We start from the raw sequence: 25,573 nt of genomic DNA, 5'->3' as shown, positions 1-25,573 counted from the left end.
TGGTTTGGACATGTTTCCCGTGGCGGAGCTGGTAGCCGGGGGAAACCGGGCCACCCGCGCGAAGACCTCGGCGGGTCGCGTGTCGCGAGAGGACTGGAGAACGAATGGGACAGGGAGAAGGCGCGCCCGGTGTCGTCGCGGGCGAGGACTCCGACGGCGGAGGCTGGCGGGTGACCCCCGCGCTGGAGCAGCTCCGCCGTCGCGCGAAGGACGTGCTCGACCCGGTGCACTACGACTACTTCGCCGGGGGAGCGGGCGAGGAGGTCGTGCTCGGCGAGAACCCCCGCGCCTACGACCGGCTCGCACTGCGGCCGAGGATCCTCCGCGGCAGCGCCAAACGGGACCTTTCGGTCGAGCTTCCCGGTGCGCGCGCGAGCATGCCGGTCTTCGTCTCGCCGACGGCGTTCCACAAGCTCGCCCATCCCGACGGCGAGCTGGCGACGGCGCGCGCGGTGGCCGCCGCGGGCACCGTGCTGGTCTCCAGCATGGCCGCGTCCGTGCCGATCGCCGAGGTGACCGCCGCCGCGCGCGAAGTCGACCGCGACGCCGCCGTGTGGTTCCAGCTCTACCTGCAGAACTCCCGTGAAGTGACCGCCTGTCTCGTCCGCAGGGCGGAGGAGGCGGGCTGCTCGGCGTTCGTGGTGACCGTCGACTCCCCGGTGTTCGCGCGACGTGCGCGCGAGCGGACCCACCCGTTCAGCGATCTTCCCGCCCACATCGCCGCGGAGAACATGCGCGACCTCCCCGGCAGCGAGCCCGGCGCGCTGCGTGACGTCGAAATGTCGCCGGAGGTGTCGTGGGAGTACGTGGCGTGGCTGCGGGAGCGCACCTCGCTGCCGATCCTGCTCAAGGGCGTGCTGCACCCGGACGACGCGGTGCTCGCGGTCGACGCCGGGGTCGACGGGGTGCTGGTGTCCAACCACGGCGGCCGCCAGTTCGACGCGGCACCCGCCGCAGCCGAGGCCCTTCCGTCCATTGTGGACGCTGTCGACGGCAGGATCGCGGTACTGGTGGACGGTGGCGTGCGACGGGGCGGTGACGTCGCCAAGGCGCTGGCGCTGGGCGCGCGCGCCGTCGGCGTCGGCAGGCCGGTGCTGTGGGGGCTGGCCGCGGACGGTGAGAACGGGGTGCGCGAGGTGCTGGAAGCCCTGCGCGCCGAGTTCGACCACGCGCTCACGTTGTGCGGCGGGCGCGGTCTCGCCGACCTGACGCGGGACCTCGTCGTGGTGCGGGGGAGCGGGGCCGCGTGGTGACCGCCCGGAGGGGACGCCTCGTTCGCTAGGAGGAGGCGCCGCGCTCCTGCCCCGCATACCGTGCAGGCATGCCAGCCGTTCAGAAGATCGCCGGGGTGCCGTTCGTCCCGGTCCGGTTGCTGCCGCTCGTGCTCGCGGCGGTGACCGTGCCGGTGCTCGGTTCCGGCGGCGCGCTGGACTGGGTGCTCGCCTTCGCCGCCGCCGTGCTGACCATCGGCGGCGGCACCTGGCCCTACGTGGTGACCGTCGCGCAGGCGGTGCTGCTCGCCGTCGCCGCGGACAGCACGGTCTCGGCCCGGTTCGTGGTGCAGTTCCTCGCCCTGTACGCGGTGATCGAAGTGCTGATGCGCCGCGAAGGCTGGTGGCGCGCGGTCGCCGTCGTCCCGGCCTGGGGTGCGACGGCGGTGCTGTGGTGGGTGCTCACCGGCGAGTTCGCCCGCACCGCGCTGGCCACGGTGGTGCTGGCGGGCAGCGCGACGATCCTCGGCGTGCACATGTGGTCGCTGCGCCTCGGGATGCGGACCTACCACGCGCAGGTCGCCGAGCTGACCCGGCTCCGCTCGGTCGAAGCGGTGGCGGTGCGCGCCGCCGAACGCGGTGCGATCGCCCGCGAGCTGCACGACCTGGTCGCGCACCACGTCGCGTCGATCGTGCTGCGCGTCGGCATCGCCCGCCACGTCGCCGGAAGCGCGGACGCGCGCGTGGCCGAGGTCCTCGACGACGTGCACGCCACCGGCAACGCCGCGCTCGGCGACCTCCGCGAGCTGGTGCACGTGCTGCGCGACCCGGCGACGGCGGACCGCGATCCGGCGGCGCCGCTGCTGGAGCCCGCGGATCTGCGCGGCGCGCTGGACGCGGTGGTCACGAGGATCGAGCAGGCGGGCCTTCCGGTGACGAGCGAGGTCGACGCGGCGGCCGCGGGGCTGGACGCGTTGCGGCGGCTCGCGGTGCTGCGGGTGGCGCAGGAGGGCCTGACCAACGCGCTGCGGCACGCCGAGCAGGCGACCGGCGCGCGGCTGCGGGTGTCGGTCGGCGAGGATGACGTCGTGCGCGTCGAAGTGACCGACGACGGGCGGCCGCACGCCGCTCGCGACCTGCCCGGCTACGGGCTGGCCGGTCTGTCGGAGCGGGTCGACGCCGTCGGGGGCACGTTCGAGGCGGGTCCAGGTGAGCGGGGCTGGCGGCTGGCCGCGGTGCTGCCGCCGGCGCGCGTGCCCTCGGGAGGCGGCGCGTGATCAGGGTCCTGCTCGTGGACGACCAGCAGCTCGTGCGTGCCGGGCTGCGGATGCTGTGCGAGGCGGCGCCCGATATCGAGGTCACCGGCGAGGCGGAGAACGGGCAGCGCGCCGTCGCACTGGCCGCGGAGGATCCGCCGGACGTGGTGCTGATGGACCTCCGGATGCCCGGCCTCGACGGAATCGGTGCCACGGAACGGATCCTGGGCGCGCGACCGTCGACGAGGGTGGTGGTGCTGACCACGTTCGACGATGACGACCACCTGTACCCGGCGCTCGGGGCCGGCGCGTGCGGGTTCCTCGCCAAGGACGCCGCGCCCGCCGAGCTGCTCGACGCGATCCGCCGCGCGGCCGCGGGCGACAGTCCGTTCAGCCCGGCGGTGCTGCGGCGGCTGGTGGGCAGGGCGCTGGAGAACCGCGCCGCGGTGCCCGCGAGCCCGGACCGCGTCGCGGCGGGGATCACCGAGCGCGAGGCCGAGGTGCTCTCGCTCGTCGGTGCCGGGCTGTCCAACGCGGAGATCGCGGGCAGGCTCTACCTCGGCGTCACCACGGTCAAGACGCACGTCGCGAGCCTGATGGCGAAAACGGGACACGCCAACCGGGTGCAGCTAGCGGTGTTCGCCGTCCGAAGCGGCTGGACGCCCTGAGGGCCCGGGGGCTGCTTTCCCCTGAAGGTCACCTTCAGGGCGTTTCGGTATGCCCCCGCGAATGCGGCCGGAGCGTGGTTCAGACCAGGCGGGCGGACAGCTCGTCGTCGCTGGGCTCGACGAGATGGCTGCCGTCCGGCCAGAGCAGCGTCGGGATGCGGCGGGCGCCGTTCTGCAGCGCGCGCACCCTCTCCTCGGCCGCGGAATCGGCCTCCACGTCGACGTAGTCGTAGTCGATCCCGGTGCGGTCCAGCAGCGCGCGGCTGCGGCGGACGTCGGGACACCAGCTCGCGCCGTAGACGGTCAGCCGGTCCACACGGGCGTCCGAGTCGTTGTCGTGCACGGGTTCCTCCTGAGGTCGCGCGCCGGTTCCAGCATGCCCGCCCGACCTGAGTGAATTCTGAACGAATCCACCCGCGTGGTCTAGACCCAATGGTCTAGACCCAGTAGGCGACGCGCGAGCGGTAGTTCCGCAGCACCAGCAGTGCGAGTGCCCAGCCGACGATCGTCATCCCGCCCGCGACCGCCCAGTGCGTCCAGCTCTGCTGCTGGCCGACGAGCGGGGCGCGGAGGATCTCCACGAAGTGGTAGACGGGGTTGAGCTTGAGGATGTCCACCGCGAAGGCGCCGACACCCGAGTTCGCCTTGCCACCCGCGAGCACCTGGTCCATCGACCACATGATCGGCGTGGCGTAGAACAGCATCGTGATGAAGCTGGAGATCACCGGCGGGATGTCGCGGAACCGGGTCGCGGTCACGCCGAAGAGCAGCACCACCCAGCCGCCGTTGAGCAGGATCAGGGCGAACGCGGGGATGGCGAGGAAGATCGACCAGCCGATGCCGGGGTGCGTGATCGCGTGCTCGTCGTTCACCAGGTGATAGGGGTGGTCGACGCTGCCGAGGAAGATGAGGATCACCACGACGTAGACGACCATGTTGTGCGCGAAGTACAGCGTCTGCCGCCACACCGTGCGGAACGCGTACACCGTCACCGGCGCGGGAAGCTGCTTGATCAGGCCCTCGTTGTCGATGAACGTCTCGGAGCCCTCGACGATGCAGCCGTTGATGAAGTTCCACAGGATCAGCCCGGTGGTGATGCTCGGCAGCAGCGTCGAGATGTTCGAGCCGAACAGCGCGGCGTTCACCACGCCAAGCGCGAGCGCGGTGACGCCCATGCCGATGCTGATCCACAGCGGCCCGATCGTCGAACGGCGGTAGCGCTGCTTGATGTCCTGCCAGGCCAGCTGCCCCCACAGCTCCCGCGCGCGCAACGCGCTCATGAGGTCCTGCGTCGCGCGCCGGAAGGTCTTCGGGGGAACGTAGGCCGACATGGGGTTACTCGACTCGATTCTCGCGCTGGCGGTGGGCTGGTCTTCGCAACCTAGCAGCGCCGCGGGCGCGGGCGCCGCCGGGGACGTCCGTCCACAGTGGCCGGATCACGGCGGGACCGGGCCGCCGGTCCGCTTCACCGTGCGGATCACCGGCGCGGTTTCCAGCGTCCTGATCGCGGTGAGCGGGGCGACCCGGCGCGTGAGGTAGCGGTAGAGATCGCCGCCGCCGCGGCAGTTGATCATCGCGGTGAGGTTGGTCGGGCCGGTGGTCGCCACGACGAACGAGGTTTCCGGGTGGCCAGCGAGCGCGTGCCCGACCTCCTCCAGCCCGGACGGCGAGACCGCCATCCACAGCCTGGTCTGCGACGCGAAGCCGAGCCGCTCCAGCCGCACGTCGAGGTGGTAGGTGAGCACGCCCTGGTGGCGCAGCGCGGCCATCCGCCGTTTCACCGTGGCGTCCGAGGAACCGGTGCGGGCGGCCAGTTCGGTGTAGGTGGCCCTGCCGTCGGCCGCGAGCAGGTCGAACAGCGCCTGGTCACCCGGTTCGAGTTCGAGCGGGCTGTCGTCGTCGGAAGGGGGCGGCGGCCGCAGGAGCGCTGCTTTCTCCTCCGGCAGCGAGTGCAGCCCGGCCCAGCCGCCGGGCAGCGCGAAGGTGTGCACCAGCTCGTGCGCGGAGACCGACGTGACGCGCGCGGTGCGGGGCAGCTTGCGCAGCAGCAGGTCGTCGCGGTCGGCGGTGGTGCGGACCTGGGTGTTGCACGAGATTTCGGTGCCACCGGAGAGCAGGTAGATCCACGACGTGTCGTCGCGCGCGGCGAGCGCGTTCGCGATCGAGACCGCGGCGTCCGGGGTCGCCACGAGCCGCATCGTCCACGGGACGTAGCCGAGGCGCGCGCCGTTGACCGCGCCGATGACCCGGAGCGTGCCGGTGGAGCGCAGCCGCCGGTACCGCCGCGCCACGGTGTTCTCCGAGACCTCGAGCACCTCGGCGATCGTGCGCAGCGGCGCCCTGCCGTCGATCTGCAGCGCGTGGACGAGCCCGCGGTCGATCTCGTCCAGGGTGACGGTATCCATCGCGGGACTGTATCTCACGACGGTATCCATCACATTCAGCTCCATCACTGGTGGCGATCGATGCCGGATCGCGAACCTTCGAGAGTAATCGAACGAAGGGAGTTCTCATGCGTACCTGGTGGCCACTCGTCGCGGTGTGCCTCGGCTCCGCGCTGTTCCTCGTGGACACCACCGTGGTGACGGTCGCGCTGCCGGACATCGGCCGCGATTTCGGTGCCGGTCTCGGTGCCCTGCAATGGGTTCCGAACGGGTACACGCTGGTGCTGGCCGTGCTGATGCTGACGGTCGGTTCGCTCGCCGACCGGTGGGGCCCGCGCGCCACCTACCTCGCGGGTCTCGTCGTGTTCGGGATCGCCTCGCTCGGCTGCGGGCTCGCCGCGAACAGCGGTGAGCTGATCGCGGCGCGCGCGGTGCAGGGGATCGGCGGCGCCGGTATCGCGGTCACCGGTTTCGCGCTCGTGATGAGCACCTACCGCGACCGCGCCCGCGGCACCGCGATCGGGGTGTACTTCGCGGTCAACGGGCTCGGCGCCGCCATCGGCCCGATGCTCGGCGGGGTGCTCACGGAATTTTGGGGCTGGCGCTCGATTTTCTTCGTCAACCTGCCGGTCGTGGCGTTGACGATCGCGATCACCGCGCGAGCCGTCCGCCGCGACGGCGCGACCGCGAAGAAACCGCTCGACCCCGCGGGCATGCTCACCTTCGGCGTCGCGGCCGCGGCACTGACCTACGGCCTGTCCCGCGGCGACTGGTCGCTCGTCACCATCACGAGCTTCGCCGTCGCCGCGGCCGCTTTCGCGGCGTTCGTGGTCGTAGAACGGCGCGTGCCGCATCCGCTGCTCGATCCCGCGCTGTTCCGCGATTTCGCGTTCAGCAGCCTGCTCGCCTGCTCCGCCGCGTCGACACTGGTCTTCGCCGCCTTGCTCTACTTGTCGATCTGGCTGCAATCAGGGCTGGGCCTCGGTCCGGTGGCCGCCGGGTTCGCGCTCATGCCGCTCGCGGCCGCGTCGTTCGTCACCTCGACCGTCGCCGGAAAGTTCCTGCACAGGGTGGCGCCGAGGCTGGTGCTCGCGATCGGCGTGCTGCTCGGCGGCGCGGGATGCGCGCTGCAGCTCGGGCTCACCGCCGAGTCGACGGCGACCAGCGTCACCGCGGGGCTCGTGGTGACCGGGATCGGGATCGGGCTCGCCGGGCCCGCGATGGGGGCCGCCGTCGCCGGGACGCTGCCGCCGGACCGCGGCGGGATGGCGGCCGGGATCCTGACCACGGTGCGCCAGCTCGGCCAGACGCTCGGCGTGGCCGTGCTGGGCATCGCCTTCCAGACGGGCGCCGGATCGCCCGCGCGCGGGCTCGACAACGTCTACCTGGTCTCCGCGGCCGCCGCCGCGGTCACCGGGGTCCTGGTGCTCGTCGCCGTTCGAGCAGCGGGGCGATCCGGTACCCGACCAGCTCGCGCATGACCAGCGCGGTGTCGGTCCGTTCGACGCCGGGGATCGCGAGCACCTTGCCCGCGATCCGGTACAGGTCGTCGGCGTCGGCGGCCACCACGTGCACCAGCAGGTCCGCCGCCCCGCTCAACCCGTGCACCTGCAGCACTTCCGGGATTTCGGCGAGGTGCGCGGCCACCTCGTCGAGCAGCCGCTGCACGACACGGGTGCTGATGAAGGCGGTGAGCGGGTAGCCGACGGCGGCGGGGTCGACGCGCCGTTCGAACGAGCCGAGCACCCCGCGTTCCTCGAGGCTCGCGATCCTGGCGTGCGCGGTGTTGCGGGAAATCCCGACGGCCTCCGCGATCGCGATCGTGGTGGCGCGCGGGTGCTCGGTGAGCGCGAGCAGGATTTCGGCGTCGACGCCGTCCACCGGCGCGGCTCGGTCGCGGTGGGGCAGAGTGCTCAGCTCCCCAGCGGTCGGCGGCGCGCCGGTTGTGCAGTGTGCACGGTCCGCGCGCCGTTGGTTGTTCATCCGTCCCGGTCATGGTGGGGTATCCGCCGACGACTGCACAAGAGGAGGACGACCCATGGCCAGTCCCGCGCCCGTCGCGACCGAGTTCGACCTGCTTCGCGCGGTGGAGCGCCGGGTGCTGTGGCTGTCCACCGCGATCGTGCACCACGCGAACCGGGTGCGGCCGAACCCGTCGGGACTGAAGGTCGGCGGGCACCAGGCTTCGTGCGCGTCGATGGTGTCGATCATGACCGCGCTGTGGTTCCGCCACCTGCGGTCTGGTGACCGGGTGTCGGTGAAACCGCACGCCTCGCCGGTGCTGCACGCGATCAACTACCTGCTCGGGTCGCTCGACGAGCGCTATCTGACGACGCTGCGGGAGTTCGGCGGCCTGCAGAGCTACCCGAGCCGCTCGAAGGACCCGGACCCGGTCGACTACTCGACGGGCTCGGTCGGGATCGGCGCCACCGCGCCGATCTGGGGCGCGGTGGCGCGCCGCTACGTCGAGACCGCGACCGGAGGCGCGGGAACCGGCCGCCAGTTCTCGCTCGTCGGCGACGCCGAACTGGACGAGGGCGCGATCTGGGAGGCGATCCTCGACCCCGGCGTCGCCGATCTCGGTGAACTGGTGTGGATCGTGGACCTCAACCGGCAGTCGCTCGACCGCGTGGTGCCGAACATCGCGGCGGGCCGCCTGCGCGGCATGTTCGACGCGGCGGGCTGGCAGGTGCTGACCCTCAAGTACGGGCGCCTGCTCGAAGAGCTGTTCGCGAGGCCAGGCGGCGACGCGCTTCGCGCCAGGATCGACGAGATGGCGAACCCGGAGTACCAGCGGCTGCTGCGCTGCACCGCGGCGCAGATACGGGACCGGCTGCCCGGCGGGGACGCGCGGATCGCCGCGCTGATCGCGGACCTCGACGACGAAGCGCTCGTGGCGGCGGTGCGCAACCTCGGCGGCCACGACCTCGAAGCACTGGACGAGGTCTACGGCGCCATCGACGACGGGCGCCCGACGGTGATCTTCGCCTACACGGTCAAGGGCTGGGGCCTGCCGACGCAGGGGCACCCGCAGAACCACTCGTCGCTGCTGACCGAGGACCAGTTCGGCGAACTGGCCGAGCGGCTCGGCACCCGCGCCGACGCGCCGTGGGGCCGGTTCGACGACGGGGGAGCCGAGGCGCGGTTGTGCGCGGAGGTCGCGGAACGCCTTGCCAGGCCGGAATTCCCGCGCCACGCCGTGCCGGACCTGCCGGTGGACATCGGCAGGACACCGGGCGGGACGGCCACCACGCAGGCCGCGCTCGGGCGCGTCCTGCTCGACCTCACGCGCGAGGCGCCGGACGCCGCGCGCCGCGTGGTCACGGTCAGCCCGGACGTCAGCTCGTCGACGAACCTCGGCGGCTGGGTCAACAAGGTCGGCGTGTGGTCGGCGGCCGAACGCCGGGACTGGTTCGCCGACGACGCCGAGACGATCCTGCACTGGCGGGAGAACCCGAACGGCCAGCACATCGAACTGGGGATCGCGGAGACGAACCTGGTCGGGCTGCTCGGCGAGCTGGGCACCACGTGGAGCCGGTGGGGGCAGCCGCTGCTGCCGATCGGCGTGCTCTACGACCCGTTCGTCGAGCGCGCGCTGGAGCCGTGGTCGTTCGGGATCTACGCGGGCGGTCAGTCCATTTTGGTCGGGACCCCGTCCGGGGTGACGCTCGCGCCGGAAGGCGGGGCGCACCAGTCGATCACGACGCCGTCGCTCGGGCTGGAGCAGCCGGGCTGCGTCACCTACGAGCCCGCGTTCGCCATCGACGTCGAATGGACCCTGCTGGCGAGCCTCGCCCGGCTCGGCAGGCCCGACGGGACCTCCGCCTACCTCCGGCTGTCCACGCGCCCGGTGGACCAGAAGCTCGCCGACGTGCCCGCCGATCCCGCCGCACGCGAGCGGAGGCGGCGGCAGGTCGTGGCCGGTGCGTACGCGCTGCGCCGCGTCCCCGGCGCCGAGGTGACGATCGTGGCGATGGGCGCGGTCGTCCCGGAGGCCCTCGCGGCGGCCGATCGGCTGGCGCGCACCGGGATCGCCGCCGACGTGGTGTGCGTGACGAGCCCCGGCCTGCTTTTCCGTGCCTGGCAAGCACGACAGGGCCGCGACGACGCGCCGAGCTGGATCCTCGACCAGGTGTTCCCCGCGGAACGGGCGACCCCGCTCGTCACCGTCCTCGACGGGCACCCGCACACACTGTCCTTTGTGGGCAGTGTGAACCGGGTGCCGGTCGCCTCGCTCGGCGTGACCCGGTTCGGTCAGTCCGGCGGGCTCGACGACGTCTACCGGTACCACGGCATCGACGCGGACAGCATCGTCGGCGCCGCGCTGGACGTGCGCTGAAACACTACGGTCGCTGCCTCCACCCTCATGCCATGAAGGTGGCTTTCGGGGCGGTAGATGCCCTGAAAGCCACCTTCAGGGCATGCGCAGGCACGACCGTCCATTGTGGTCAGCTCGCGATGCGGTCGAGGATGGCGGCGATCCGGTCCGCGTCGAGGACGAACCCGAGGTGGCTGCTGTCGAGGTCGTGGACGTCGAACCGGTTGCCGGGGGTCGCGGCGTCCGCGTCCGCGATCATCCGGTCCTGGTTCGGCACCGTGTTGAACCGGTCCGCGGTCAGCCGGACGTAGCTGCGCGGGATCCGGCCCCAGGTGGCGGGGTTGCCGCGGGCGTCTTCGAGGCTCACCGACGCGCTTTCGATGGGCTGGAAGCAGAAGTTGATCGTGGCGTAGTACTGGCTTTCGGTGGCTTCGGCCATCGTCGCGGCGCGGGAGCCGTCGTGGAACCGGCGATCCGCGGTGCGCTGGTTCGTGTGCGTGATCATGGTCGTCTTCGGGGTGCTCAGCTCCGCCGAGGGCAGCGTTCCGGCCAGCCCGAGACTGCCCTTGTTCTCCGCTCCGAGCACGTAGTCGAGCGGGCTCTTGCGCGCGGTGCAGCAGATGGCGGAGATGTAGACGAGGCGATCGATGAGGTCGTGCGCGAGGTTGGCGGCGAGCGTCGCGCTCGCGCCGCCGAGGCTGTGTGCCACCAGGATCACGGGCCCGTGCGCGCGCACCTTCCGCAGTGCGCCGACGACCGCGTCCGCGTACTCGGCGAGCGTCACCTTCGACAGGTTCGACGGCTGCCGGTGCAGCGCGTCGAGGTTCTGGGGTGCTTGGTAGGCAAGGGAAAACTCGGCGTCGAGGCCGTGCCACGGCAGCTCCACCGGATGGGATCGGTGTCCCCGCAACGAAAGCGCGCGCACCACCGGCATCCAGAAGAACGACGTCGCGCCGTTCCCGCCGACGAAGACGAACGTGGGGCGTTCGCGCGGTGACGGCCGGCTCGCGGTGCAGGCGGCGGCACCCGCGGCGGTGGCCCCGGCGAGCGCGCCGAGCACGGCGCGGCGGGTGGTTTTGGTCATCGGTCGTCCTTTCGCACGGTCCGGTCGAAGAGGTGCACGAGGTGTTCGGCGAACTGCGGGCCGTCGATACCGGGATCGGATTCGAACAGCCCCGGGAGCGCGTCGATGGTCGCGCGCAGCACGACCGCCAGCGTCCTGGTGTCGAACTCGGCGAACTCGCCCGAGCGCTGCCCCGCTTCCAGCAGCCCCTGCACGAACCCGATCAGCTCCTCGCTGTCCTTGGCCGTGTACCACCGCGAACCGTCGTCGCGGCGGAGGTTGCGGAAGATCTCGGTGACCGCGCGCAGCTCCTTCTGGTGCGTCCACGCGAATTCGGTGCAGCCGCGGAGGTAGGCGGCGAGCCGGGCGCGTTCGTCCGGTGCGGCGTCGAGCGCGGCGACCAGTGCCGGGCCCGCGTTGGTGTAGACCTCGGTGACGACCGCTTCCAGCAGTGCCGATCTCGACTCGAAGTGGTACAGCACCACGCTTTTCGAGACCCCGGCCCGGTTCGCCACCTCGGCGATGGACGCCCCCGCGAAACCCGTTTCCGCCAGCGCGTCGATGGCGCAGGCGATGAACTGCTCACGACGAGCCGTGCCGAGGAAGGTGTCTCGACCGCTCGTCCCTTTTTTCGACCGCACGGTCGAAAGGTAGCACGAGCGGTCTGAAGGAGACCAGAATTCCTGGTCAGCCGAGGGCTTCGCGGAAGCGGTCGCCGAGTTCGGCGAGCCGGTCGACGGGTTCGTTCGCGTAGACGAGCCGCAGGTAGTGGTCGCCGCTCGGGCCCCAGCCGGGCATCGGCGTGGCCACCACCCTGCCCCGGTCGAACAGGCGCCGGGACAGCTCGGCGGGAGCGAGCCCGAGCGGGCGGGCGTCGAGCAGCAGCGACCAGCCGCCGTCCGGCGGGACGACCGGGTAGCCCGCGAGCTGGTGGAGCACGGTTTCGGCGCGGCGGCGCCATTCCGCGGTCGCGTTCGCGACATCGACCTCGGCGTCGCCGGCGGTCAGCGCCGCGGCCACCGCTTCCTGCGCCACGCCCACCTGGCACACCACGTTCGTCAGCCCGACCAGGCGGATGTCGGCCAGGATCGGCGCGGGGCCGACCACCCAGCCGACCCGCCAGCCGATCAACCGGAGCTCCTTCGACGCGGAACCGATCGTGATGGTGCGTCCGGCGAGCCCCTCGTGCGAGGCGGGATGACTCGGCGGGAGACCGTCGAAGCGGATGCGTTCCATGGCCGCGTCGTAGACGAGCCAGGCGTCGTGGCGTGCGCAGGCCGTCGCGAGCGCGGACCAGTGCGGCTCGCCGAGCACCAGGCCGGTCGGCATGGCGGGTCCCATCATCAGCACGGCGGCGGTGCGCGGCCCCACCGCGTCGGCGAGACGCCCGGGATCGACGTGCCAGCCGTGCGCGCCGGGTTCGGCAGGGACGAAGCGGGGCACGCCACCGGCGAGCCGTACCCGGTTCACGAGCCCGGCGTAGATCGGGTCGCACAGCACCACCTCGTCGCCCGGTTCGACGATGGCGAGCAGGGTGTTCAGGATGCCGTTGAGCCCGCCAGCGACGCTGACGCATTCGGTGTCCGGGTCGTAGCTTCGCCCGGCGATCCGGCCGACGTGCGCGGCCGCGGCCTCCCGCAACGATTTCCTGCCCTGGAACGGGAGGTAGCTGTTCGCGGTGTCGTCGGCGAGGGCCGCCGTGGTCGCGGCGATCGCGACCGGGGGAGGCCGCAGGTCGGTGTCGAGGTTCTCCAGCCGCAGCAGGTCCGGATCCCCGGCCGCGTCCGCCGCGTCCCCGAGGACGTCCACGCCGATACCGGGGATGTCGCGCAACCTGGACACCGTCATGACCCCACCGCCCGTTCGCTTCACTGATACGTTCATGCCACTATGCTGATACGCATGGATGTGGCGCAAGTGGTCGGGACGACGGTCCGGCGGCTTCGTTCGTCGGCGGGGATCTCGCTGGCGGACCTGGCCGAGGCGTGCGGTATCGGCAAGACGACCCTGCACGGAATCGAGCAGGGGCAAGGAAATCCGACGCTGAGCACGTTGTGGGCGCTGGCCACCGCGCTGCACGTGCCGCTGGGCGAGCTGCTCGAACCGCGGGCGGCACCGGTGGAGGTGGTGCGCGCGGTGGACGAGCGCCCGGTGGTCACCGGGGACGCGGTGACGGCGCGCCTGCTCCACCGCATCGGCGCGCGGGGGACGGTCGAGGTGTACGACCTCGACATCGCCGACGCGAACCAGGTGTCGGACGCCCATCTCGACGGCGTCGAGGAATGCCTCGTGCTCGTGGACGGGCGCGTCACGACCGGTCCCGCCGACGCGCCGGTGGAACTGGGACCCGGTGACTCCGTCCGGTTCGGCGGCAACCGCCCGCACGTCTACCGGGGCCACGGCGGGGAAAACCGCGCCGTGCTCCTCATGTGCTACCCCGAGACCTGACGGCCGGGGCTCCCGGTCAGCAGTCGATCACGACCAGCGGGATCTCGCGGTCGGTGCGGTCCTGGTGCGCCGCGACCGCGGGACTGGCCGATTTCAGCGCCGCGAACAGGCGCTCGCGATCCGCGCCGGTCGCCGTGACGGCGGTGGCTTCGACGCGGCGCACCGCGCCGTCCTCGTCCGGCCGTTCGACGACGACCCGGGGGTTCGCGGCCAGGTTCCGGTACCACGCGGGGTGTTTCGGCGCGCCCATCGCCGACGCCCACAGCACGACCCTGCCCGCGTCTTCGCTGAAGTCGCCGAGCGGGACGGTGTGCGCGCGACCGGATTCCACGCCGGTGGTGGTGAGCAGGACGAGGCGCGCGTCCCGCAGCATTTCGTTGTCCACCTTGCCGTTGTTCGCCCGGAACTCCTCGACGATGGCTCGGTTGAAAGCGCGCATGTCGCCCGGCATGACCACGAAGACTCCCTCGGTTCGGTTGTGCGCCCAGCCTACCGGTGTTGTCGAGTCCTCAATGGACGGTCAGGTCAGCCACGCCGGCAGCGGTTCGCACGCGTTCGCCCAGTCTTCCGGGATCGCGGCGCCCTCGTTTCTCGCGCCGAGGACACCGCCAACGATCGCGCACACGGTGTCGAGATCCTCCGCGACGCGCGCGGCGGTCCACATCGCGTCGGCGAACCGGTCGACGTGCTGCGCCGCGAGCCACAGCGCGAGCGGCACCGTGTCGACCGCGCTGACCGCGCGCCCGGTGCCGAGTTCGGCGGCGACCGAAGCCGGTTCGGTGGAGCCCCTGATCGCGCTCGCGACGGCGATTCCGCGCTGCACCTCGCCCGCGGGCACCCGCGAGGCGACGATGCCGAGCAGTTCGGCGGGATGCGGAGCCGGATCCTTCGTCAGCACCGCGGCCGCGACGGCGACCGCCACCGCGCCGGCGATGCCCTCGGGATGCGCGTGCGTGACGACGGCGGAGCGCGCGGCCTGCGCCGCGGCGAGATCGAGGTCGTGCCCGAACCACGCGCCGAGCGGCGCCACCCGCATCGCGCCGCCGTTGCCCCACGAGCCGGTGCCGAACGCGGCCGGGGCCACGTCCGCCCAGTGCTCCCCGGCGCGGTAGCGCAGCAGCATGCGTTCCGCGCCGGAGCCGTAGCCGCGCGAAGCGTCGTACCGCTCGGCGAACGAAGCGGCGAGCGCGTCCTGCTCGACCTCGCCGTGCCGGGTGAGCACCGACAGGACCGAGCACGCCATTTCGGTGTCGTCGCTCCACTGCCACGGGGACGGCGGCGGCCTGCGCCCGAGCACGTCCGGATGGTCGCCCGGCAGCGCCATCCGCGAGCCGAACGCGTCGCCGACGGCGAGGCCGCGCAGGCTGGCGGCCGCATCGAGCTGGGTCATGTGCTCCTCGTCACGGTCCTGAGGTGTGACAGTGAAGCACAGAACGCACCCCGGGTGGGGCCGAACGGCGGATCGGCCGCTACCGGCCACTTCGGTCCGGTGCGAGGCCCGTGCCGAGCACGAGTCCGAACGCGACACCGGGCCGGGAACGGCGCTGTGCCAACGCCTCGTTCGCCGGTATCGCCCGGTCGCGGCCCCGCCCGTCGCGCCATTGGGCCGGATGCGCTGTAACCACGGGCGTCCCGGCGGCGATTCCCCCGGTAACCAGGAAGCACGAGGTACCGCGTTGCGCAGACAACGAGCACTGCCGAGGCCGGTCTCCCGGCAGCGGCTAATCTGGTCCGGCCTCGGCGTCGTCTTCGCCGTCGCCGGGCTGACCTGGGTCTATCTCGCGGTGACCATGGCCGCGGGATGGGCGGTGGCGGTCGCCGGGTTCTTCCTGCTCGCGGCCGTCCTCTGTGGAGTGGGCTCCATCCGCGACCTGTGACCGCTAGCGGAACGCCCTGGTGGCGGCCCAGCCGGGATCGGCGGCCACCCTGATCGACGCGCCGCGCGTCCGGCCGACCCAGGCGGCCGCGGTCGCGGCGGCGACCCGGTCGCGGGGATCGCAGTAGAGGTGCAGGATGCGTTGACCTGAAAAGGTTTCATGCGCGACCAACAGTGCGCGGTCGCCGAGTTCGGCGGTGAGCTGGTCCTCGTCCGCGCGCAGCCGCGCGAGGTCGTCGCCGAGCGGGAGGCCGTCCGGGTGCTGGCCGGAGAACCGCAGGGTGATCGCGAGGTGCTGGTCGAGCCGCGGGTGGTCGAGCCAGTGGATCGGCCGCAACGCGGAGGCGATCCAGCGCGCGCCGTCCGGTTTCACGCTCTCCATCAGCACCCAGCCGGGCTGCGGGTACCGCTTCGCGAGCGCGCGGACGGTTTCCGGCAGCGCGTCCGGCGGCAGCCCGTCCGCGGGGTCCTCGCCCGAGGTGTCGATGGCGCCGACCCAGCGCTCCACGTCGTCCTCGCCGAGCAGCCAGTCGAGCACCAGGTAGGCGACCGAGCGCTGCTCGTCCACACCGAGTTCGGCGAAGACCGGGTGGTGCACGGTGACGTGGGTGCGCACCGCGCTTTCGTCCACGCACAGGGAAAGCCGGGTCAGCGCCAGGTCGATCTCGTACCCGCCGTAGCTGAGCCGGGAGGTCAGCCAGCCCGGATCGGGCGCCCGCGCGGCCACGTACTCCCAGGTCGCGTCCTCCGGCGGCGCGGCACGGCGCCAGCGTTCGGTGAGCGGCCGCAGATCGGGATCGCCCGCGGCGGTCACGCACAGCGCGTGCCGCGCGGTGCGGCCCTTCCCCAGCTCCCACTGCAGGGCCGCGTCGATGCCGCTGACCAGGTCGTTCAGCTCGTCGGTGAGCGAGCCGTAGTCCCCGGTTTCGATGGCTCGTTCGACCCTCGCCGCCCCCTCGGCCGTCCACCATCTCCAGAACCGCTCGATCCCCACCCGGCCTCCCCTCGTCACGGTCGGAGGTCACTCTAGGGGCGCCTCACTCGGTGGCGGGAGCACATTTCGGTCACATCGCCGTCACGCGCTGTCGGAGCGTCACCACGTCGCGCCCTCCGCACCGTCCTTTTCGGACGGTGTCAGCGCGGCGCGACGGTCCGGTGGAGCGCGACCGTGCTCAGGTGCGGCTTCGCCCGCGCCCGCGTGATCAGCACGCGCACGCGGTCCGTCGTCACCGGCTCGGGAAGCGTGACGGTGCGGCCGTAGCCGATGGTCGTCACGGTCGCGATCGTGGTCCACGCGCCGTCACGCCACGCCTGCACGGTCGCGCCTTCCACGTGCTGCCCCTGGCGGATGTCCTCGCCGAGCCGGATCTGGTTGAACGTCCTGGTGCCGGGCAGCGGCAGGTCGAGCGTTCCTTCGAGCCCCGCAGGCGACCAGGACGTGCCGAGCGCGCCGTCGGTGACCGCGTGCACGGCGGGATCCCTCGGCTGGCCGGGCAGGGGCGCCGCGAGGTTCACCGCCTCGGTCTTCCTGATCGCGGTGCCGAACGCGGCGAGCGAGGAGACGTCGGCGGGCGCGATCCTGCCGTCGGGGCCTGGCGGCACGTTGAGCAGCAGCGACGCGTTGCGGCCGACCGAACGCCGGTACAGCTCGACCAGCTCGGCCGGTGACTTCGGGTGCTCGCCGGGGTGGAAGAACCAGCCGGGCCGGATCGACACGTCGGCTTCGGCCGGCGCCCATTGCAGGTACCGCACCGACGGGTCGGCGAGCACCGAGCGCGAACCGAGGTCGGCCGCCGACGCCCCGCCGAGGAACAGCTCCTCGTTGTGCCCGGTCGCCGGATCGCCGGTGGTGGGCAGCGCGCTCCATTCCGTCGCGCGGGCTTCACCGCGCTCGTTGCCGACCCAGCGGACCCCCTGCGGCCCGGCGAAGGTGACCGTCTCCGGGGAGAGCCGGTGGATCAGGTCGAACCAGGTGGTGAAGTCGTATTGCTCGGTGACACCGGCGTCCCGCCACGGGTTGGCGCCGTCGAGCCACAGCTCGTCGATGGGGCCGTACTGCGTGAACAGCTCGTAGATCTGGTTGAGGTAGTAGGCGTTGTAGTCGTCCTCGGTCACCGAGAACGTCGGGAGCCTGCCCGCGCGCACCGCGTCGGCGCGGTCGTCGCCAGGGACGAGGGTCGGGATGGTCCGCTTGGTCACCGCGCTGCCGGAGCCGTAGCGCGCCTGTCCCGACGGCTTGCTCGCGCGGTCCTCGTAGACGGCGCGTTCTTCGATCGAAAGCGGTTGCCCCGCGGCGACTTTCGCTTCGACGGCCTTGACCTCTTCGGCGAAGAAGGACGGGGTCAGCTCGGCGCCGTCGGCGGGGGAGAGGTAGACCCCGATCTTGAGCCCGGCCTTGCGGGCGGAGGCGATGTAGGCGCCGAGGACGTCGCCGCGCGCGTTGGCGCATCCCGCCGCGCGCGTCTGCCAGTATGCCGACGGGTCGGTGGCGCGGTTCCGCTCGGCCCGCTGCCGCGCCTCGGTGACCGATGGCAGCTCCGCGCAGTCCTTTGTGGACAGCCACCACGGGCTCGCGACGACGGAGTGGTTGGTGTACCGGCTGGGGTAGAGCACGAACCCGTCGTGGTGCTTCGCGGTGAGCATCACCTGCGTCACCCCGGCCGCCTTCATCGAGGCCATCCACTGGTCGGTCTCCACCGCGGGCGGGTCGAACTTCGCTTCGCGTTCGGCGCCGGAACCCCATTCGCGGTCGGTGAACGTGTTCATCCCGAAATGCGTGAACGCGGTGACGGGGCGCTGCTGCCAGGCGAGCTGGCCGTCACGCGGGACGGTGGCCGCGGCCTTCGCAATGATCCGATCAATCCCGTCGCAGGGAAGCACCGGCATGACGGCCGCGGGCTTGATCGGGCCCCGGCATCCCGCCGGGACCTGCGCGGCTTCCGCGGTGGCTGGTACCGCGAAGCCGAGACTCAGCAAGGATATCGCGACAAGAACGCGGGCACGCTGGCGGCGGACCTCGACCATGAGGAGCAGCTCCGTTCTCGGGACGACCGCGGGCCGCGGTGTTCGATCGGGATGAGGCTCGCCCAGCGTAGAAGGCCGGACATCCGACGTCTAGACCTGTTGGTTGCCGGATTCACGGTCACTTGCCCGCTAGGGCGTCCTTCAGCTTCGGCACCAGCTTGCCCACCACGTACCGGATCCCGAGCGGGCCGCCGATCGACACCGCGCTCGAGAACGCGCCCTCGGCGCTGTTCGTGTTGATCACGCCGGGGCCGCCGAAGTAGGCGACGTGCCTGCCCCGCACCACGGGCAGGGAGGCGAACAGCGGGTCCTCCGCCACCGCCGGGTTGACCTTGCCCTCCTGATCGCCAGCCGCGAGGAACACCAGGTCCGAGTTCATCTTCGCGAGCTGCTCGCGCGGGAGCGTGACGTAGAAGCTGCCGTTGTCGAGCGCGTCGATCGCGGGGTTCGTCTTGAACCCCAACGAGGTGAGCAGCTGCATGCGCGGATCCGACGGCATCCAGATCGAGTAGTTGCCGCTGGAGTACACGCCCGCGGTGGCGACCTTGCCCGCGAACTCCGGGTTCGCCTTCGCCGCGTCGGTGAGCAGTTTCTGGGTGGCTGTCACGACTTCCTCGCCCTTGGCGGTGGTGCCGGTCGCCTTCGCGATGGTGCGCACCTGATCGGCCCACGGCACGCCGTAGACGTGGTCGACGCCCTTGGGCGCGGCGATCGTGGGCGCGATGCGGGACAGGGTGCGGTACGCGCTCTCCTCGTTCTTGGAGTTCACGTAGACGATCAGATCCGGCCGCAGCGCGGCGATCTGCTCGAAGTTCACCTGCTCGGCCTTGATCAGCTGGGGCGCCGGGCGGCCTGCGAGCGCGTCGCGCACCCATGTGCGCGGCTCGGTGTAACCGAACCAGTCGGCGCCGGCGGCGGGCACCACGTCGAGCGCGATCGCGGCCTCCATGTCGCCGCCGCCGAGCGTGACGATCCTGGTGGGCTTGTGCTCGACGGTGGTCGAGCCGAACAGGTGCTCGATCGTCACCGGGAAGCCGGCGGCCGCGTCGGCGGCGGACCTGCCGCCGCCGGAGCCCCGGTCCGGCCCGCAGCCCGCGACGAGGCCGGTGGCGAGCAGGAATGCGGTGAGCAGAGCCGTCCAGCGGGTCCTGCCGCGTTTCGATGCCATCACCAGCTCCTCGGAGATCCACCCGACCACTTCACCAGTTAGGTTAGGCTAGCCATTCTTGATGGTGGTCGGAGGGACTGCGGTCGAGCCGTGCTGCGCGGCCGCCGCCTCGACGGTCTGGGCCAGCAGGGTGGCGATCGTCATCGGCCCGACACCGCCGGGCACCGGGGTGATCAGGCTTGCGCGCGCCGCGGCGCCCTCGAAGTCGACGTCGCCGACGGTGCCGGAGTTGTAGCCGGCGTCGACCACCACGGCGCCCGGTTTGACGAGATCTCCGCGGACGAAACGGGGGCGGCCGACCGCGGCCACGAGGATGTCGGCGTCGCGGATGAGGGCGTCGAGCCCGGTGGTGCGCGAGTGGCAGTAGGTGACGGTCGCGTCGCGCGCGAGCAGCAGCATCCCGGTCGGCTTGCCGAGGATGGCACTGCGGCCGAGCACCACCGCGTGCCTGCCCGCGGGATTCACGCCGTAGTGATCGAGGAGGCGCATGATGCCGCCCGGCGTGCAGGAGACGAACCCGGGCAGGCCGAAGCTCATGGCGGCGAACGAGTTCATCGTCACACCGTCGACGTCCTTGCCCGGCGCGATCGCTTCGAACGCGGCACGCTCGTCGATCCCGGGGCCCGCCGGGTGCTGGAGCAGGATGCCGTGCACGCGGGGATCGGCGGACAGCCCGGCGATCGTGTCGACGAGTTCGGCGGTGCCCGTTCCGGCGGGCAGGGCCACGTGGCGCGACCGGATGCCCGCCCGTTCGCAGCGGCGGCGCTTCATCTTCACGTAGGTCACGGACGCGGGATCCTCGCCGACCAGCACCGTGGCCAGGCAGGGGGCGGTCCCGGTGCGCCTGGTGAACGCGGCAGCCGAGGCCGTGGTCCGCGCGGTGAGTTCGCGCGCGAGTGCGGTGCCGTCCATCAGGCGTGCCTGGGTGGAAAAGATCATGGGGCGACTCCGGTCGTCGTAGTCGCCCAGGCGCGCGGCGGAGTCGTCTTCGGGGCCGCTTCCCGGTGGTGCTCCACCCGATGCGCCAGTCACGGCCCGGAGAAAGTATATCGGCCGTTTCACCCAGTGGCCCGGCGCGCGCGAGCGCAACGTCAACTGCCGGAAACATTCGGTCGTTTCCAGGTAACACGGGCTACCTACCGTTCGGCGCACTCAGGAACGGGAGGGCTGAACGGTGACGGTGACCGCCGAACGCACCGCGGTGCGCACGCACTGCCCGTACTGCGCGCTGCAGTGCGGGATGGCCGTGCGGGGAACCGAGGTCGCGCCGAGGTCGTTCCCGACGAACGGCGGCGGGCTCTGCCAGAAGGGCTGGACCGCGGGTTCCCTGCTCACCTCGCCCGCCAGGCTGACCACGCCGATGATCAGGACCGGTGGCGAGCTCCGGCCCGCGAACTGGGACGAGGCGCTCGCGTTCGTCGTGGCGCGGGTGACCGGCATCCAGGAAGAGCACGGCGCCGACGCGGTGGCGGTCTTCGGCGGTGGCGGGCTCACCAACGAAAAGGCTTACCTGTTGGGAAAGTTCGCCCGCGTCGCGCTGCGGACGTCGCAGGTGGACTACAACGGACGGTTCTGCATGTCCTCGGCCGCGGCCGCGGGGAACCGGGCGTTCGGGGTGGATCGCGGCCTCCCGTTCCCGCTGACCGATCTCGCGGACGCGGACGTGGTCCTGCTGGCCGGCTCGAACCCCGCCGAGACGATGCCGCCGTTCGTGCAGCACCTGCGCCGGGCACGCGACGCGGCAGGCCTGATCGTGGTCGACCCGAGGCTGACGCCGACGGCGGAGCAGGCGAGTGTCCACTTGGCACCCGCGCCGGGCACGGATCTCGCGCTGGCACTGGGAATTCTGCACGTCCTGGTCGCCGAAGGCCTGCTCGACCAGTCCTACATAGACAGTCGAACCACCGGGTTCGAAGCCATGTGGCGGATCGCCGCGCGCTGGTGGCCGGAACGGGTCGAGCGGGTCACCGGCGTCGCCGCGGCCGACCAGCGCCGGGTCGCGGCGAAGCTGGCGTCGGCCCGCAACGCCTACGTGCTGACCGCGCGCGGCACCGAGCAGCACGCGAGCGGCACCGACACGGTCAGCGCGTGGATCAACCTCGCGCTCGCGCTCGGCCTGCCCGGCCTGCCCGGCTCCGGGTTCGGCTGCCTGACCGGGCAGGGCAACGGGCAGGGCGGCCGCGAGCACGGGCAGAAGGCGGACCAGTTGCCCGGGTACCGCAGGATCGACGACTCCGCCGCCCGCGAGCACGTCGCCGGGGTGTGGGGCGTCGACCCCGCGGACCTGCCGGGGCCGGGGCGATCCGCCTACGAACTGCTCGACGCGCTCGGCACCGACGGCGGTCCGCGCGCCCTGTTCGTGTTCGGCAGCAACGTGGTGGTCTCGGCGCCCCGGTCGGCCCGCGTCGCGGACCGGTTGTCCACTTTGGACCTCCTGGTGGTCGCCGACGTGGTGCCGTCGGAGACCGCGCTGCGCGCCGACGTGGTGCTTCCGGTGACCCAGTGGGCCGAAGAGGAGGGCACGATGACCAGTCTCGAAGGCAGGGTGCTGCTGAGGCGGCGCGCGGTCGAACCGCCGGAGGGCGTCCGCACCGATCTCGAAGTCCTTTCCGGACTCGCCGAGCGGCTGGGCCAGCCCGTGGAACGGTTCCCGTCCGACGCGGAGGCCGTGTTCACCGAACTGCGCGCGGCGTCGAAGGGCGGTGCCGCGGACTACTCCGGCATCACCTACGACCGCCTCCGCGACGAGGAGCCGCTGTACTGGCCGGTGCCGTCGCCGGAGCACCCCGGCACGCCGAGGCTGTTCCTCGACCGGTTCGCGCATCCCGACGGCCGCGCCAGGTTCGTCTCGGTCGAGCACGTCGGCCCCGCCGAGCCGCCGGACGCGGAGTTCCCCTTGCAGGCCATCACCGGCAGGGTGTTGCAGCACTACCAGTCCGGCGCGCAGACGCGGCTGGTGCCGGAGCTGACCGAGGTGGTGCCGGAGGCCTACGTCGAGGTGCACCCGGACACCGCGGCGCGTGCCGGGCTCGCCGAGGGCGAGGAGGCCAAAGTCACCTCGCGCCGCGGCGCGGTCACGGCGGTCGTGCGCTGTGTGCGGTCGATGCGGGTGGACGTCGTGTTCCTCCCGTTCCACTTTCCCGGTGAGGGGCGCGCGAACCTGGTCACGAACCCGGCGCTCGACCCGACGAGCCGGATGCCCGAGTTCAAGGTGTGCGCGGTTTCGCTGACGGCCAACGGAGGTGCGGCATGACCGCGCGCAACGTCGTCGTGCTCGGCTACGGGATGGCAGGCGCCAGGCTCGCCGACGAGATCCGCAACCGCGATCCCGAAGGCGCCAGAGTGGCGCTCACGGTCATCGGCGAGGAGGCGCACCCCGCCTACAACCGGGTGCTGCTGTCCTCCGTGGTCGCGGGCACCATGCGCCCGGAAACCGTGCTGCTGCAAGACGAGGGCTGGGCCGACCAACGCGGCGTGACCCTCCTCAACGGACGCGTCGCGACCGGGATCGACCGGGGACGGCGGCAGGTTTCGCTGTCCGACGGGTCCACAGTGGACTACGACGCGCTGGTGCTGGCCACCGGCAGCAAACCGTGGCTGCCGCCGGTCGAAGGGCTGCTCGGCGACGACGGCGCGCCCGCGGAGGGTGTCGTGGCGTTCCGCACGCTCGACGACTGCGCGCGCATCCTCGACTCCGCCAAGATCGGCGCGCCGGTCGCGGTGCTCGGGGGCGGGCTGCTCGGCCTCGAAGCGGCGCGCGGGCTCGCCGGCCGCGGCAACCTGGTGACCGTCGTGCACCCGGTCGGGCACCTGATGGAGCGCCAGCTCGACCCCGGCGCCGGCCGCGTGCTCGCGCGAACGCTGCGCGAGCACGGGATCGACTTCCGGTTCGGCACCTCGGCGGCGACCTACGTGCCGGGTGACGGGCTGAAACTCGACGACGGCAGCCACCTGCCCGCGGATCTCGTCGTGGTGTCCGCCGGGGTCAGGGCGCAGACGGCGCTGGCCGCGGACGCGGGTATCGCGGTCGACCGCGGTGTCCTCGTCGACGACGCGCTGCGCACCAGCGATGCCAGGGTGCACGCGATCGGCGACTGCGCGCAGCACCCCGGCACGGTCTCGGGGCTCGTGCAGCCCGCGTGGGACCAGGCGAGCGTGCTCGCCGACCTGCTGACCGGGACGAACGCCGCCGCGCGCTACCGCGGTACCCCGGTGGTGACCCGGCTGAAGGCCCGCGACGTGGACCTCGCCGCGTTCGGGGAGACCCAGATCGACGTCGCCGACGAGACCGCCGAAGTGGTGTGCGTCGACGACACGAAACGGGGCCGCTACGCGAAACTCGTCGTGCGCGACGACCGCGTCGCCGGTGCGATCCTGCTCGGCTGCCCCGACGCCGCCGCGACCGTGACCGGCCTCTACGACCGCGGCGTGCCTCTCCCCGAAGACCGGCTCGCGCTGCTGCTCGGCAGGGCGCTGCCGCCGGGGGCGGCACCCGCGGCCAGCCCGGCCGACCTGCCCGGCACGGCGAAGGTCTGCCAGTGCAACTCCGTCACGAAGGCCCGTCTCGTGGAGGCCTTCCGCGCCGGTGCGACCAGTGTGCCGGAGCTCGCCACCGCGACCAGGGCCACCACCGGCTGCGGCGGGTGCACCGACACCGTCCGCGGCATCGCCGACTGGCTCGCCAGCACGGCCTGACCACACCGTCCGAAAAGGAGCCGAGATGACGAAGCGCTGGATCGAAGAGTGGAACCCCGAGGACGAGGCGTTCTGGGAACGCACCGGGAAGAAAGTGGCGAACCGGAACCTGTGGTTCTCGGTTTTCGCCGAGCACATCGGGTTCTCCATCTGGACGCTGTGGTCGGTGATGGTGCTGTTCATGGGCCCGCAGTACGGGCTGTCGGCCTCGGACAAGTTCCTGCTGGTGTCCACGCCCACCCTCGTCGGATCGGTGCTGCGGCTGCCGTACACGCTCGCGGTGGCGAAGTTCGGCGGCCGCAACTGGACGATCATCAGCGCGGGCCTGCTGCTCGTGCCGACGGTGCTCGCCGCGATCGTGATGCAGCCCGGCACCTCGTTCGGGGTCTTCTTGCTGGTGGCCGCGATCGGCGGTGTCGGCGGCGGCAACTTCGCCTCGTCGATGACCAACATCAACACCTTCTTCCCCGACCGCCGCAAGGGCTGGGCGCTCGGGCTGAACGCGGGTGGCGGCAACCTCGGCGTCGCGGTCATCCAGCTCGTCGCGCTGCTCGTCCTCGGCACCGCGGGTGCCGCCTCGCCGCGGCTGGTGCTGTGGATCTACCTCCCGCTGATCGTGCTCGCGACCACGGGCGCGGCGCTGTGCATGGACAACATCTCCAGCGTCCGCAACGACCGGCGCTCGATGCGCGAGGTGGTCAAGGAACCGCAGGCGTGGGTGATGTCGTTCCTCTACATCGGCACCTTCGGCTCGTTCATCGGCTACAGCTTCGCGTTCGGGCTCGTGCTGCAGAACCAGTTCCACCGCTCGCCGGTGCAGGCGGCCGCGGTGACCTTCCTCGGCCCGCTGCTCGGCTCGCTTTCCCGGCCCATCGGCGGGAAGCTGGCCGACCGCGTCGGTGGCGCGAAGGTGACACTGGCCACGTTCGTGCTGATGGCCGCCGGTGGCGCGCTCACCGTGCTGGCCTCGTCCGCGCGGTCGCTTTCCTTGTACACCACCGGGTTCATCGTGCTGTTCGTGCTCTCCGGGATCGGCAACGGTTCGACGTACAAGATGATCCCGGCGATCTTCCGCACCAAGGCCGCGCTCGCGATCGCCGACGGCGCGCCGGAGGAAGCGGAGCTGCTCAAGGCGCGCAGGCTTTCCGGCGCGCTCATCGGCGTCGCGGGCGCGATCGGCGCGCTGGGCGGGCTGTTCATCAATCTGGCGTTCCGCTCTTCGTTCGCCAGCTTCGGTTCCGGTGACGTCGCGATCTACGCCTTCATCGGCTTCTACGCGGTGTGCGCCGTGCTCACGTGGTCGGTGTACCTGCGCGGCGAGTTCGCCAGGTCTTCGCGTCTCGTCCTCGCCGGAGCCGGCGTTTGATCGACACCGTGTGATCCAGCCCATCACGGGTGCTGACCTGCGAAGGGAACTTTTGGTAACACCGGCGAAATCTCGCCGAACCGCACCGGTCACAGG

The 25,573-nt window shown here is 71.9% G+C and carries 23 protein-coding genes and 1 riboswitch; of the genes, 10 read left to right on the top strand and 13 right to left on the bottom strand.

Features of this window, described 5'->3' with window-relative positions:
- The first annotated feature begins 104 nt into the window (after window positions 1–104).
- From HUW46_RS00575 to HUW46_RS00565, 3 genes are all read left to right on the top strand, one after another.
- Window positions 105–1,253 (top strand): alpha-hydroxy acid oxidase, encoded by a 1,149-nt coding sequence (locus tag HUW46_RS00575; protein ID WP_215545379.1) that lies wholly within the window; start codon window positions 105–107, stop codon window positions 1,251–1,253.
- Between the two features lie 68 nt (window positions 1,254–1,321).
- The gene (locus HUW46_RS00570; protein ID WP_215545378.1) at window positions 1,322–2,488 is read left to right on the top strand and encodes a sensor histidine kinase; all 1,167 of its coding nucleotides are present in this window, start codon (window positions 1,322–1,324) and stop codon (window positions 2,486–2,488) included.
- The gene (locus tag HUW46_RS00565) at window positions 2,485–3,135 is read left to right on the top strand and encodes a response regulator (RefSeq protein WP_215545377.1); all 651 of its coding nucleotides are present in this window, start codon (window positions 2,485–2,487) and stop codon (window positions 3,133–3,135) included. Before HUW46_RS00570 ends, HUW46_RS00565 begins: the two co-directional genes overlap by 4 nt.
- A gap of 79 nt (window positions 3,136–3,214) precedes the next feature.
- Here HUW46_RS00565 and HUW46_RS00560 read toward each other — a convergent pair whose 3' ends face one another.
- The 3 genes from HUW46_RS00560 to HUW46_RS00550 all read right to left on the bottom strand — a co-directional run bounded on the left by HUW46_RS00560 (window position 3,215) and on the right by HUW46_RS00550 (window position 5,540).
- Window positions 3,215–3,451 (bottom strand): glutaredoxin domain-containing protein, encoded by a 237-nt coding sequence (locus tag HUW46_RS00560; RefSeq protein WP_215549588.1) that lies wholly within the window; start codon window positions 3,449–3,451, stop codon window positions 3,215–3,217.
- A gap of 121 nt (window positions 3,452–3,572) precedes the next feature.
- Window positions 3,573–4,466, bottom strand: coding sequence for a galactan export ABC transporter permease subunit Wzm/RfbD (wzm, locus tag HUW46_RS00555; RefSeq protein WP_215545376.1), 894 nt, complete (start codon window positions 4,464–4,466; stop codon window positions 3,573–3,575).
- 105 nt (window positions 4,467–4,571) lie between these two features.
- The gene (locus HUW46_RS00550) at window positions 4,572–5,540 is read right to left on the bottom strand and encodes an Lrp/AsnC family transcriptional regulator (RefSeq protein WP_215545375.1); all 969 of its coding nucleotides are present in this window, start codon (window positions 5,538–5,540) and stop codon (window positions 4,572–4,574) included.
- Between the two features lie 107 nt (window positions 5,541–5,647).
- Between HUW46_RS00550 and HUW46_RS00545 the strand changes: the two genes are divergently transcribed.
- Window positions 5,648–7,000, top strand: a complete 1,353-nt coding sequence (locus HUW46_RS00545; RefSeq protein WP_215545374.1) for an MFS transporter — start codon at window positions 5,648–5,650, stop codon at window positions 6,998–7,000.
- Here HUW46_RS00545 and HUW46_RS00540 read toward each other — a convergent pair.
- Complete coding sequence (locus tag HUW46_RS00540; RefSeq protein ID WP_215545373.1) at window positions 6,930–7,502, bottom strand: Lrp/AsnC family transcriptional regulator; 573 nt, start codon at window positions 7,500–7,502, stop codon at window positions 6,930–6,932. The genes HUW46_RS00545 and HUW46_RS00540 overlap by 71 nt on opposite strands.
- Window positions 7,503–7,557: 55 nt before the next feature.
- Here HUW46_RS00540 and HUW46_RS00535 point away from each other — a divergent pair, with 55 nt between their 5' ends.
- Complete coding sequence (locus HUW46_RS00535) at window positions 7,558–9,858, top strand: transketolase-like TK C-terminal-containing protein (protein ID WP_215545372.1); 2,301 nt, start codon at window positions 7,558–7,560, stop codon at window positions 9,856–9,858.
- A 109-nt stretch (window positions 9,859–9,967) separates the two neighbouring features.
- Here HUW46_RS00535 and HUW46_RS00530 read toward each other — a convergent pair whose 3' ends face one another.
- Genes HUW46_RS00530 through HUW46_RS00520 form a run of 3 tightly spaced genes read right to left on the bottom strand, consistent with a single transcriptional unit; the run spans window position 9,968 to window position 12,784 of the window.
- Window positions 9,968–10,921, bottom strand: a complete 954-nt coding sequence (locus tag HUW46_RS00530; RefSeq protein ID WP_215545371.1) for an alpha/beta hydrolase — start codon at window positions 10,919–10,921, stop codon at window positions 9,968–9,970.
- On the bottom strand, window positions 10,918–11,541 hold the full coding sequence (locus HUW46_RS00525) for a TetR/AcrR family transcriptional regulator (protein ID WP_215545370.1): 624 nt from the start codon (window positions 11,539–11,541) through the stop codon (window positions 10,918–10,920). The genes HUW46_RS00530 and HUW46_RS00525 overlap by 4 nt, the downstream gene beginning before the upstream one ends.
- Window positions 11,542–11,587: 46 nt before the next feature.
- A complete protein-coding gene (locus tag HUW46_RS00520; RefSeq protein ID WP_254125659.1) occupies window positions 11,588–12,784 on the bottom strand; it encodes a pyridoxal phosphate-dependent aminotransferase in 1,197 nt (398 codons plus the stop codon).
- 18 nt (window positions 12,785–12,802) lie between these two features.
- Here HUW46_RS00520 and HUW46_RS00515 point away from each other — a divergent pair, with 18 nt between their 5' ends.
- On the top strand, window positions 12,803–13,348 hold the full coding sequence (locus tag HUW46_RS00515) for a helix-turn-helix domain-containing protein (RefSeq protein WP_254125658.1): 546 nt from the start codon (window positions 12,803–12,805) through the stop codon (window positions 13,346–13,348).
- Window positions 13,349–13,364: 16 nt separating this feature from the next.
- On the opposite strand, the gene HUW46_RS00510 is transcribed toward HUW46_RS00515, so the two are convergent.
- Window positions 13,365–13,799, bottom strand: coding sequence for a nitroreductase/quinone reductase family protein (locus tag HUW46_RS00510; RefSeq protein ID WP_254126726.1), 435 nt, complete (start codon window positions 13,797–13,799; stop codon window positions 13,365–13,367).
- Window positions 13,800–13,868: 69 nt separating this feature from the next.
- The gene (locus HUW46_RS00505; protein WP_215545367.1) at window positions 13,869–14,738 is read right to left on the bottom strand and encodes an ADP-ribosylglycohydrolase family protein; all 870 of its coding nucleotides are present in this window, start codon (window positions 14,736–14,738) and stop codon (window positions 13,869–13,871) included.
- A gap of 220 nt (window positions 14,739–14,958) precedes the next feature.
- Here HUW46_RS00505 and HUW46_RS00500 point away from each other — a divergent pair, with 220 nt between their 5' ends.
- Window positions 14,959–15,225 carry a hypothetical protein gene (locus HUW46_RS00500; RefSeq protein WP_215545366.1) on the top strand — a complete coding sequence of 89 codons (267 nt, stop codon included), beginning with the start codon at window positions 14,959–14,961 and terminating at the stop codon, window positions 15,223–15,225.
- A gap of 3 nt (window positions 15,226–15,228) precedes the next feature.
- Here HUW46_RS00500 and HUW46_RS00495 read toward each other — a convergent pair whose 3' ends face one another.
- From HUW46_RS00495 to HUW46_RS00480, 4 genes are all read right to left on the bottom strand, one after another.
- Window positions 15,229–16,218 carry a DUF695 domain-containing protein gene (locus tag HUW46_RS00495; protein ID WP_215545365.1) on the bottom strand — a complete coding sequence of 330 codons (990 nt, stop codon included), beginning with the start codon at window positions 16,216–16,218 and terminating at the stop codon, window positions 15,229–15,231.
- Window positions 16,219–16,358: 140 nt separating this feature from the next.
- Window positions 16,359–18,248 carry an alpha-L-fucosidase gene (locus HUW46_RS00490; RefSeq protein WP_215545364.1) on the bottom strand — a complete coding sequence of 630 codons (1,890 nt, stop codon included), beginning with the start codon at window positions 18,246–18,248 and terminating at the stop codon, window positions 16,359–16,361.
- Window positions 18,249–18,366: 118 nt separating this feature from the next.
- Window positions 18,367–19,416, bottom strand: a complete 1,050-nt coding sequence (locus HUW46_RS00485; RefSeq protein WP_254125657.1) for an iron-siderophore ABC transporter substrate-binding protein — start codon at window positions 19,414–19,416, stop codon at window positions 18,367–18,369.
- A 48-nt stretch (window positions 19,417–19,464) separates the two neighbouring features.
- Window positions 19,465–20,355, bottom strand: a complete 891-nt coding sequence (locus HUW46_RS00480) for a bifunctional 5,10-methylenetetrahydrofolate dehydrogenase/5,10-methenyltetrahydrofolate cyclohydrolase (protein WP_254125655.1) — start codon at window positions 20,353–20,355, stop codon at window positions 19,465–19,467.
- Between the two features lie 17 nt (window positions 20,356–20,372).
- A riboswitch (ZMP/ZTP riboswitch) is annotated at window positions 20,373–20,458 on the bottom strand.
- Window positions 20,459–20,656: 198 nt separating this feature from the next.
- Here HUW46_RS00480 and HUW46_RS00475 point away from each other — a divergent pair.
- Genes HUW46_RS00475 through HUW46_RS00465 form a run of 3 tightly spaced genes read left to right on the top strand, consistent with a single transcriptional unit; the run spans window position 20,657 to window position 25,477 of the window.
- Entirely contained in the window at window positions 20,657–22,669 is a 2,013-nt protein-coding gene (locus tag HUW46_RS00475) for a molybdopterin oxidoreductase family protein (protein ID WP_215549584.1), read from the top strand.
- Complete coding sequence (locus HUW46_RS00470; RefSeq protein ID WP_215545363.1) at window positions 22,666–24,111, top strand: FAD-dependent oxidoreductase; 1,446 nt, start codon at window positions 22,666–22,668, stop codon at window positions 24,109–24,111. The genes HUW46_RS00475 and HUW46_RS00470 overlap by 4 nt, the downstream gene beginning before the upstream one ends.
- Before the next feature lie 25 nt (window positions 24,112–24,136).
- Window positions 24,137–25,477, top strand: a complete 1,341-nt coding sequence (locus tag HUW46_RS00465) for an MFS transporter (RefSeq protein WP_215545362.1) — start codon at window positions 24,137–24,139, stop codon at window positions 25,475–25,477.
- The last annotated feature ends 96 nt before the right edge of the window (window positions 25,478–25,573 follow it).

This window comes from Amycolatopsis sp. CA-230715 (assembly GCF_018736145.1).
Lineage (GTDB): Bacteria > Actinomycetota > Actinomycetes > Mycobacteriales > Pseudonocardiaceae > Amycolatopsis.
The sequence above is the reverse complement of the archived record's forward strand: the minus strand, read 5'-3'. Positions and strand labels throughout refer to the sequence as shown.